The sequence below is a fragment of the Acinetobacter sp. YH16042 genome, from assembly GCF_013417245.1.
Taxonomy (GTDB): Bacteria; Pseudomonadota; Gammaproteobacteria; order Pseudomonadales; family Moraxellaceae; genus Acinetobacter; species Acinetobacter amyesii.
This window is the reverse complement of sequence record NZ_VPEJ01000040.1, coordinates 1-8,976: the sequence shown is the minus strand read 5'-3', so window position 1 is coordinate 8,976 and position 8,976 is coordinate 1. Positions and strand designations below refer to the sequence as shown.

The window sequence follows — 8,976 nt, the reverse complement described above, 5'->3', positions numbered from 1 at the left end:
CTAAAATTAACATAATACCAATTATACGAAATGCTCTAAATTATTTGTTTTAATTCAATAGTTTATTTCGTATTGAAAAGCCCAACTCAGCTGAGTTGGGCTTTTTTGTGGATTTTTCATGTTCCACGCTTAATAAGTGAACAATGTTCCACGATCTTGATTAGGTCAATTGAATAATCAGGATGCCTGGTCTTTTTCTTTTTGGCGTTCATTCAGATCTTTTTTGAGTGCCTTTTTATCTTGGTACGATGCAATCAGCATGATCGGGATCAGCAGCGGGGCCACAATAATTCCCAGGGCAATGTCTTTCAGTTTCGGCATGATCTCTCTCCCTTAGTCATTATCAAAAACAGCATTCAGCACACGGCCAAATAAGCCACGTTTTTTGTGTTGTGGCACTGCCACATTTTGCAACGTGGCATGCTGTAGCGTTTGGGTGTGGTATGCCGTAGTTTCTTGCTGTGGCACCGCCACATTTTCTGCAATATTTAATGCATTATTCTTTTTATTATCATTGTCTTGTTGTGTTGTCGCATGCTGTGGCATGTCTGTGTCGCATGCCGTAGCATCTTGTTGTGGTGCTGCTGTGGCAGATGCAACACTTTTCAGCTCAATGAGTGTTTGCATACGGTCAATTTGTTGCATTAACCGTTCTTCACGTTCTTGGTATTTTTTGACTTCATTTTCTAAATGGGCAATAAGTTTTTTTGTAGATTCATCACCTTCTTGCTTAGATGATTCAATTTTTTGAGGTGTTTGCTCAGGTTCTCCAAAGCATCGGATGACTTCTGCTAGATCGAATTGTCCATCATTGGAGCGTGATAAACGTCCGTTACGTACAGCTCTGTAAATGGTTGATCTATCCACATGGAATTTTTTAGATACTTCACTTAGTGATAACTTAGCCATTTACGGTGTCCTTTTTATTTGATGGCATATATCCCACTTTTTTTAGGTATGGGTATAGTTCTTTTATTCGGTCAGGGTCTTGCAGCATCTCAGCAATACGAACAGCAAATTGCGGATAGCTTTCAGTTCCCTGGGAATAACGACCCATTTCAGGAAGTTCAGAAAGTTTATTTGCAAACATATGGCGTTGTGCATCAGTCATCTTCGTAAAGAGATCTAACGTATTCGGATCTCTTTCTATCGGTGGGTTGTCCTTCTTTTTCTGTTTAAAAGTAAAAGAGAATCCTGAAATTGATCGACCTCTTTTGTGTTGCTCATACTTCACAGTGATATCTGTATGTTCGTTAATTTGTTTAATAGCAAGCTCAAGTACACTAGTTTTAAAGCGTTCCATACGCTTGTACTCTGTATCGAGTACGCCAATTCTTTGACGGAAATCACTTAGCTCTATAACAGGAGTAGAGCCAGTACTTCTCCAAGCAATTAATAATTCATATAAGCGAACAGCATAAGCACTGCTGAGATTACTAACTTGTTGCAATTCGTATTTAGTGAAATGCTCTTCTAAGCGTGTAATTAAGGGAACTATGGCAGGGGCAAAGATAAGTTTAACTACTGCTTCATTATCTACATATCCAATTTCACTAACCCAACGGGATCTATAGTTCTCAATATTCCCTCGTTCATTTATTTTTTGATAGCTAAATTGTCTTGCAAATAAATCATTACAGGCATCTTTTAATGCTTGATAAGCCGTATTGCGATGTACGCCAAATTGATTGATATAACCTTCTGCATGTACTTCAAGGGGATCATTAGCATTAATACCTTTCCCGCTTTCTCTTGCCTCAACAATGGCCAATAAAATTAAACGTTGTTCTACTAAATCTAAGTTATAGCTTGCATTAATTAAGGCATTGTCTTTTACAACTAATTCTCTCATGAAGCACCAGTATTATTTATTATGCTATGACACAATAATTAATTTTAGTGCTATAAGCAAGGTAAACGGTGTCATATTGCAAGGTAAACGGTGTCATATTGCAAGGTAAACGGTGTCATATTGCAAGGTAAACGGTGTCATATAGCCTTTGAAAGTATTGCCAATAAAGGCTTTCAGCGTGTCTAAAAGTATTTAAAAACTTTAAAATAATTAAAAGCCCAGGCAAGGAAAAATTGCCCTTGGTTTTCGCTACGCTCAAACTCTATTGAATCTCGCTTTCGCTCGATTCGTTGGGGCAATTTTTTGGCTCATTGGGTTGTGACTTTAAGAAAAAGCAAAAGCAGCTCGGAATTCGCTTCGCTCATGAGCTTTTTACTCGCTTCGCTCGATCTAGGGTCAATTTTCTGCATGTGATTTACGCTTATTTAGGCTTCACAGCCTAAAAAGCAGTTTTTCAGGGGATCTAAGCGCGAATTTCAGCGATTTCACTCGTAGACACTCGTTCTGTACCTTTCTTTATTAATCGAGCTGTAATCGCAATTAAAGCACCTTTAAAGGCATATTATTTTTTTAAATAAGATCCTTTCCTGTTGTATGTGGATCATAAGAAAAAGAGGTTTGCTGATTTCTTCCAGCTTTGGTCTCATTTTGGGAAACTTTGATGTTTTGTGTTTTTCCCTGGTGCGGCATTTTTTCGCTGATGCCCATTTTCTGCAAATTTCTTAATAGCGCACTGTAAGAAATATTGTTGGCGAGATCTGGTAAATCTGCATGTATTTCTTTGATGGTGTAGCCTGCTTTTAACCGTTTTTCTATTTCAGGCAAAGCCGCAGTGATGAATCTTTTTGCTCCATGTCGAGTAACCATTTAGATCTCCTCATTCCTATTTTTATGCGATTAAGTGCAATTATATGCGATTAAGTGCAATTATATGCGATTAAGTGCAATTATATGCGATCAAGAGCTTTTATATGCAATTATATGCTTTTAAGTGCGATTATAAAATTTTATAAGCTTTTAATCTCTTTTATGTGCGATTATATGCGATTAAGTGCGAAACCTAATTAAGGTGAAACAGGCAAGATGTGTAATGTTGGTCAACATGCTAGCATTTTGACACCCATTACTCCTGCTTATTCGCTTTTCAAGCTCAACGTGGAATCTTGTCCTGCGGAGCTTTTGGCATAGCCAAATGACAATGGAAATGATGAAAATGAATGAAAAGAAAAAGCCAAAACGGATACGCCAAAAGATCATTAAAGTGGTCGTAACTGATGAAGAAAAAAAGCAGATTGAAGCAAATGCTGCTCAGGCTAATTTATCGGTTTCTCAATATGCACGTGATTTGGGTTTAAGCTATCAGCCCAAAAGTTTGATAGATGTTCAATCGTTTCAGGAAATTCGTAGCATAAAGGAGGATTTCAACAAGATTGGTGGTTTGTTGAAAAATCTTATGAGTGGTGAGGTGACTGATCCGAAAGAGATCCAAACAAAATTAAATGGCTTACTGTTGGACTTATCCAAAAATCAAAATTTGCTTGATCAGCTACTGACTAAAGTAAGATCCAAGATCAAGTTTTAAAAAAAGTGTATGGTCTGTTGCCTTGTATAGTGGCGTTAGCCGCCACTGCGTATAAGAGATTTTATGTTAATCAGATGATTAAAAGGCCCGTAAATAGGGCCTTTCGTATAACGTGTATTATGTTAATTTTAGAGAAACTTTATGATAAGACAAAATCTACAGCTGCTTTTGCATGTATAGAAGTAGTATCAAAGAGAGGGACTGAAAATTTAATATCTCCAATAAGCATACAAATCTCTGTGCACCCTAAGATAACTCCTTCTGCTCCAGAAGATATTAAATCTTCGACAACATTGATATATTTCTTTTGAGACTCTTTGTTTATAACCCCTAAACATAATTCATTATAAATAATATCGTGCACAACTTTTCTATTTGTTTCATTTGGCGTTATTACTTCAAGTCCTTTTTCTTCTAATCTGTTTTTATAAAAATCTTGTTCCATAGTAAAAGCTGTACCAAGCAGACCAATTTTTTTAATATTTTGACTTAAAATTTCCGTAGCTGTTGCATCGGCAATATGAATAAATGGAATAGTAGTTGAATTCTCAATATAAGAAGCCACTTTATGCATCGTATTTGTACAAAGTACAATACCATCGGCCCCTCCTTTTTCTAGTTGAATAGCTTTATCTTTTAAATAAAATCCAGCTTCATCCCAGAGTCCCTTATGTTGTAATTCTTCAATTTCAGCAAAATCAACGCTGATAAGAACAACCTTAGCAGAATGTAATTTTCCTAGCTTCATTTGAACCATTTTATTGATTTGTTGATAGTAAAGATCTGTAGATTCCCAACTCATTCCGCCTAATAAACCAATTGTTTTCAAAGTTGTGCCTTTAAGAAATTAAAAAATCTAACTTATCAATATAATTAAAAGTATCTAGTACAAAATTGCTCATATTTAACATAATGGCGGTTATACGAAGTCGACTTGTAATGCAATTTGCATTACAGTACTCCTAGTACATTAAATAACTGGGAGATATGATGGCTACTGTTAACTTCAGGGTCGATGAAGCCCTTAAAGAAAAATCCTATTCCATCCTTAAAGAACAAGGTATTGCACCTACAGATTTCTTTACTAGTATTCTTGAGTATGTTGCTACGACTGGGAAACTACCTGTCAAAAAAGCTTTGCTTTCAGAAGAAGATGAAGAATTGTTAGCTCTTGTCCGTAAGCGCATTAATGACCCTAAAGAGATGTTTGAGGAAGTCACATTAGATGACTTATAAGCTTTTACGTCACAAGGACTTTACAGCAGAATGGGAAAAACTCCCTGTTGCTATACGGGATCAATTTAAGAAGAAACTAGCCAAAGTCATAGAGCAGCCACATATTCCAAAGAATATGCTGAGAGGCGATCTTGCAGGTTGCTATAAAATTAAATTATTAAAAGCTGGTGTCAGACTTGTCTATCAAGTTAAAGATGATCAGGTAGTTATCTTGCTCATCACAGTCGGGAAACGAGCTGATAGCATAGTTTATGACGAAGCTAAAAAGCGCATTAAAGACTAAAAATGGGAGCTTATAGCTCCCATTTTTTGACTTCGTATAACGTGTATTACGTTAATTTTAGGAAATTTTTAGAATCACTATGCAGATCATCAATTTAATTGCGAATCATTTTATATTGTTTTCTATACAATAGTTTTTCCATTTATTTTTAAAATCTTCTATAGCTTTTTCTGCTTCTTCCTCTTTGGTATAGATAGGTGATTTCTTTACTTCATCTACTATCTGATTGAAAATTTCACCTTCCTCTTTGAAGAGGTTGCTATAAATACTTTTAGCTTTTTCTACGTCTGAACCCATTTGATGAAAAGTCATCAAGGTGTCTGCTGCATATGCAATTCCATCACATTGTTTATTGTCATCCGCATATGAAAAGGAACAAATTAGTAATAAGATCGAAAAAATTATTGGTTTTCTCATAATGGGAAATTTCATTTTAAAAATAAATACTAAAAGATTTCTATGGATATTAAAATCTATAGAATTTTACTTCATTTAACATAATAGAGCTTATACGAAATGCTTTTTAAAATATCCTTGTTTTTCATATAGTTAAAAATTTTTCATCCCCCTGAAAAACCACAAAAAACCGACTTGGAAACAAGTCGGTTTCTTTTTAAGCAAAACTGTAACTTTTAGCCAATAAAATTGATCAAAAAACATTCGTTTTTGCATTTTTTCCTGATTTCTCAAGGGTCACAGTTCAGAAATAATCCCCAATTTCTGCGGACAACTCTTGGGATAAAATAGGCCAACTTTGTAAGCTAAAACTTACGCAGATTTAAGGTTTTTGCGGATTGGTAATCAAAGGCATTAGCCCTATGATGAATACATAAGGGAACTGGATGTTTCCAGAAAACAAGAATAAGAAAATAGCGCAAGGAATGGGCAGCACGAGATCAGTAAGATTAGCAACCCGATATGAAAAAGCCCGACAGGATGTCGGGCTTTTTTATGTCTTGAATCTGGATTTCGTATAAGAGATTTTATGTTAAATAAAAGGAAAAAGTGCTTTTAAAAGATTACAGACTAGTAACTAAATTAATTTGATCTAATATTTTTTTGCAGTTTTCAATAGATTCCTTAGCTGATATTTCTGTCACTTTATCCTCTAACTTATAATCTGCAATAATACGTAATTGATGGAAGCTAACTAGTCGATATGCTATAGCTTTCAATTGTTTATTTGCCGGACGTAATTCTATTAAAGTCTGCCGTAAGGATGCATGAGTTCCACCTTTATAGGCATTCACAGGAATGCCTAAGGAATTGGATTTTTCATTAAGTTTATGAAATGCACAGTAATAACTACGGCTTATTATCTGACGATAATCAATTTCTGAAATTGGAGTAATAGAAATGATTTTTTGTGCAAAATTTAAAAATTCTATGCTATCCACGACTATCCTAATTCATTGCTTTTAAAATTTTCAGCCGTAAATATTATAGGATATTTAATAAGCTCTTCATACTCATAACTATCTAATAAGTCTAAAAATTTATCATTCATACCATCATTTAACAGCATAACTGTTTCTAGATCCAAATCGGTATTGAATAGTATTGTAGAAATTTGACTATCATTCACTTCTATAAATCTATTAACTTGATTATTACAGTGTGTGAAGAAGACAGAAAAAGCTACTTTCAATACATCTCTATACAAATCGAGATTTAGATTTGTATTTTCTATAATTTCTTGACGCGTCTCATTTAAGCTTAATAATTCTTGTTCATAGAATTTTTTCTTATTGTCATCTAAAGACTTCATATTAGTTAGCCTTTGATCATTAATATAATAAATTTTACATAAATTAAAGAACGATTCAAAATATGATGGATTATTACTTAACTCAAAAGCTTTCCAATAGGAATCAATTGCTTCTGAGTACTTTCCAGCATGTCCTAAAACATTAGCTATGTTTGAGTAGATCATAGCCTGATAGCCACAATCTTTTGTAAGTAATAATATAGATTTAAATATATTTATAGCTTCATCATGCTTATTTTCATAAGCAGCTATTGTGCCTAAAATAGCTTTATATTTGCATATATCTATACTACGAACCTTTTCCGCATCTCTTTTCCATGATTGAATTTTAAAGACACTAGATGTTTTCCTAACATTAGAGAACATAGCATCAAAAATGCTTTTATCAATAGTTTGAGGAGATATCATAGTCGATTAGGAATTCCATTTTTAATGCGCGGGTATAGTACAATATTTTGCTTTACTGAGTTACTAATTTTAGGTGGGTCATAAATTTATACTTCAAAAATAAAGGATTAGATCGAAAAATACTATTTTTTTTACTAAATATCATCCATTTCTATACTAAACACTTGGTTGTCATTTTTCTACAATTAATAAAATACTGATTAGTTGAATTAATTTAGATAAGAAAAAACCCCGGCATCCTGCCGGGGTTTTTCGTATTGGTTCGTTCGGTATAACTCCTGTCGTACCTTACAGTCCTTGTGCTTATCTATTGTTATTCTTGTATGGAACTTCCTGTTCCCGATGAGTTCATCATAGGAAAATTCCACTGTCCCAGGTAGCCGCAAAGGGCCGAGATTTATGTACGCCAGAGCGTACAAAATAGCCTAAATTTTATCCACAGCAATTGGGGATAGTTTCACAACCTGGATCCGCATGAAATGGGCACTGATTGCCAAATTGATCATTTATTAATCGATTTTCTTGGCAAAATGTTACAGATTTGCTTAAAAACTCACCAACTTATTACAAAAGCCAATTTATGGTGGTTTCTTAGTCATGACTAAAATTTTAAGTTTTTGATATTTATATTAATATACAAATGTACTTCGTATAACTGCCATTATGTTAAATAGGGAATTCAAAGCTCTTTCTAAGAGTTGGTATAGTGGTAATACTTATTGAGTGCGTAAAAGAATTAGATTAATAAAATACTCAAAAGAAAAATAGTAAAAGGGAACTTACAGAAAATAAGTTACCGGCTCTTAAAATTATATTTAAACAAAGAAGCCCAACTAAATGATTGGGCTTCCTCATATCTAACTTTACCTTATGATTTTCATCAGTGTACTGCAAGAATTTAGACTACTTGTTGACTTGAACACCTTTAAAAATCAATTTCTCTTTTTTTTGTGTTTCTATAAGCAGTTGTGCCTGCCCCTTACGAGATTGAAGATATAATGTGGGAGCATTCACCAGAATATCTATCATCGTACTTTCACGTAAGTTGATATCATCAGGACAGCCCATCATTGTGGCAACAATTGGTTGTTCAGCATATAAATGATTGCCCTTAAAATGAATACCAATCGAATTTATATTACAAAACAAATTCCCAATATACAGCATCTTTTCTGCAAATTTTAGCGTGATAGGTTGGTCAGGTTTTGAAGCCAGAAATAATGAATCTATACGTTCACTATTAGCATTTGTTGCCTCGATTAATTCCCAAGAAAATTGCGCCAAGGTCTGCTCACTAAAGGACATCACTTGTAATTCTTGTATCTTGGACTGATCGGCTGATGAAGGCTTATGACAAGCGCTCAAAAGTCCAACGACGAACATCAGTATAAATATTCTAGTCATCGTTATTGTCCGTATAATAATGAGTAACCCTCTTTATAGAGTTCATCAGTAGAATAATCGCTTTTGATGATCTTTAATTTTATTTATTCTCATGATTTTTCCTTGATCTAATTAAATTTTCAAAAAATACATCTACTTTGTGGTGCTATAGCTAAATTCTAAAGGCTATAGAATGTAAATATTTCTGTAAAACACCATTTTATAAAGTTTTGTACTGCTAACTTAAGTAATTAGCTATATTTGCTTATACAACATCAAGTATTAGTATAAATTTTATTTAAATAATATCGAGCTATTTTGAAATTTTTGTGACTATTTTTTTACACTTTTAGGGCACTCATCTTTCTAGGATAAATGTATTAATTATTAAAGAATGGTTATAGATTAAGTGAATCATTTCTAAGAGATTCTAAAATTAACATAATACCAATTATACGAAATGC

The 8,976-nt window shown here is 33.8% G+C and carries 12 protein-coding genes; 3 read left to right on the top strand and 9 right to left on the bottom strand.

Annotation, left to right across the window (positions count from 1 at the left end; all coding sequences use genetic code 11):
* Positions 1–177 precede the first annotated feature (177 nt).
* The 4 genes from FTV37_RS15945 to FTV37_RS15930 all read right to left on the bottom strand — a co-directional run bounded on the left by FTV37_RS15945 (position 178) and on the right by FTV37_RS15930 (position 2,719).
* The gene (locus tag FTV37_RS15945; protein WP_179997555.1) at positions 178–321 is read right to left on the bottom strand and encodes a hypothetical protein; all 144 of its coding nucleotides are present in this window, start codon (positions 319–321) and stop codon (positions 178–180) included.
* 12 nt (positions 322–333) lie between these two features.
* The gene (locus tag FTV37_RS15940) at positions 334–909 is read right to left on the bottom strand and encodes a plasmid replication DNA-binding protein (RefSeq protein WP_180064268.1); all 576 of its coding nucleotides are present in this window, start codon (positions 907–909) and stop codon (positions 334–336) included.
* The gene (gene repM / locus FTV37_RS15935) at positions 902–1,852 is read right to left on the bottom strand and encodes a replication initiation protein RepM (RefSeq protein WP_001208778.1); all 951 of its coding nucleotides are present in this window, start codon (positions 1,850–1,852) and stop codon (positions 902–904) included. Before repM ends, FTV37_RS15940 begins: the two co-directional genes overlap by 8 nt.
* Before the next feature lie 570 nt (positions 1,853–2,422).
* Positions 2,423–2,719 carry a hypothetical protein gene (locus FTV37_RS15930; protein WP_179991840.1) on the bottom strand — a complete coding sequence of 99 codons (297 nt, stop codon included), beginning with the start codon at positions 2,717–2,719 and terminating at the stop codon, positions 2,423–2,425.
* A 346-nt stretch (positions 2,720–3,065) separates the two neighbouring features.
* Here FTV37_RS15930 and FTV37_RS15925 point away from each other — a divergent pair, with 346 nt between their 5' ends.
* Positions 3,066–3,434: a LysR family transcriptional regulator gene (locus FTV37_RS15925; protein WP_179991841.1), complete on the top strand. Its 369-nt coding sequence runs from the start codon at positions 3,066–3,068 to the stop codon at positions 3,432–3,434.
* 139 nt (positions 3,435–3,573) lie between these two features.
* On the opposite strand, the gene FTV37_RS15920 is transcribed toward FTV37_RS15925, so the two are convergent.
* Positions 3,574–4,263, bottom strand: a complete 690-nt coding sequence (locus FTV37_RS15920; protein ID WP_180015719.1) for an aspartate/glutamate racemase family protein — start codon at positions 4,261–4,263, stop codon at positions 3,574–3,576.
* A 161-nt stretch (positions 4,264–4,424) separates the two neighbouring features.
* Between FTV37_RS15920 and FTV37_RS15915 the strand changes: the two genes are divergently transcribed.
* Together FTV37_RS15915 and FTV37_RS15910 are read left to right on the top strand one after the other, a co-directional pair.
* On the top strand, positions 4,425–4,670 hold the full coding sequence (locus tag FTV37_RS15915; RefSeq protein WP_000246756.1) for a type II toxin-antitoxin system RelB/DinJ family antitoxin: 246 nt from the start codon (positions 4,425–4,427) through the stop codon (positions 4,668–4,670).
* Entirely contained in the window at positions 4,660–4,953 is a 294-nt protein-coding gene (locus FTV37_RS15910) for a type II toxin-antitoxin system RelE/ParE family toxin (protein ID WP_000221358.1), read from the top strand. Before FTV37_RS15915 ends, FTV37_RS15910 begins: the two co-directional genes overlap by 11 nt.
* 105 nt (positions 4,954–5,058) lie before the next feature.
* Here the strand turns inward: FTV37_RS15910 and FTV37_RS15905 are convergent, their stop codons facing one another.
* The 4 genes from FTV37_RS15905 to FTV37_RS15890 form a co-directional block, all read right to left on the bottom strand.
* Positions 5,059–5,370, bottom strand: a complete 312-nt coding sequence (locus FTV37_RS15905; RefSeq protein WP_179995821.1) for a 3-hydroxybutyryl-CoA dehydrogenase — start codon at positions 5,368–5,370, stop codon at positions 5,059–5,061.
* A 602-nt stretch (positions 5,371–5,972) separates the two neighbouring features.
* Entirely contained in the window at positions 5,973–6,350 is a 378-nt protein-coding gene (locus tag FTV37_RS15900; RefSeq protein ID WP_179997592.1) for a hypothetical protein, read from the bottom strand.
* A gap of 2 nt (positions 6,351–6,352) precedes the next feature.
* Entirely contained in the window at positions 6,353–7,129 is a 777-nt protein-coding gene (locus tag FTV37_RS15895; RefSeq protein WP_092768988.1) for a tetratricopeptide repeat protein, read from the bottom strand.
* Positions 7,130–8,032: 903 nt separating this feature from the next.
* Positions 8,033–8,533 carry an META domain-containing protein gene (locus FTV37_RS15890; RefSeq protein ID WP_074163995.1) on the bottom strand — a complete coding sequence of 167 codons (501 nt, stop codon included), beginning with the start codon at positions 8,531–8,533 and terminating at the stop codon, positions 8,033–8,035.
* Positions 8,534–8,976 lie beyond the last annotated feature (443 nt).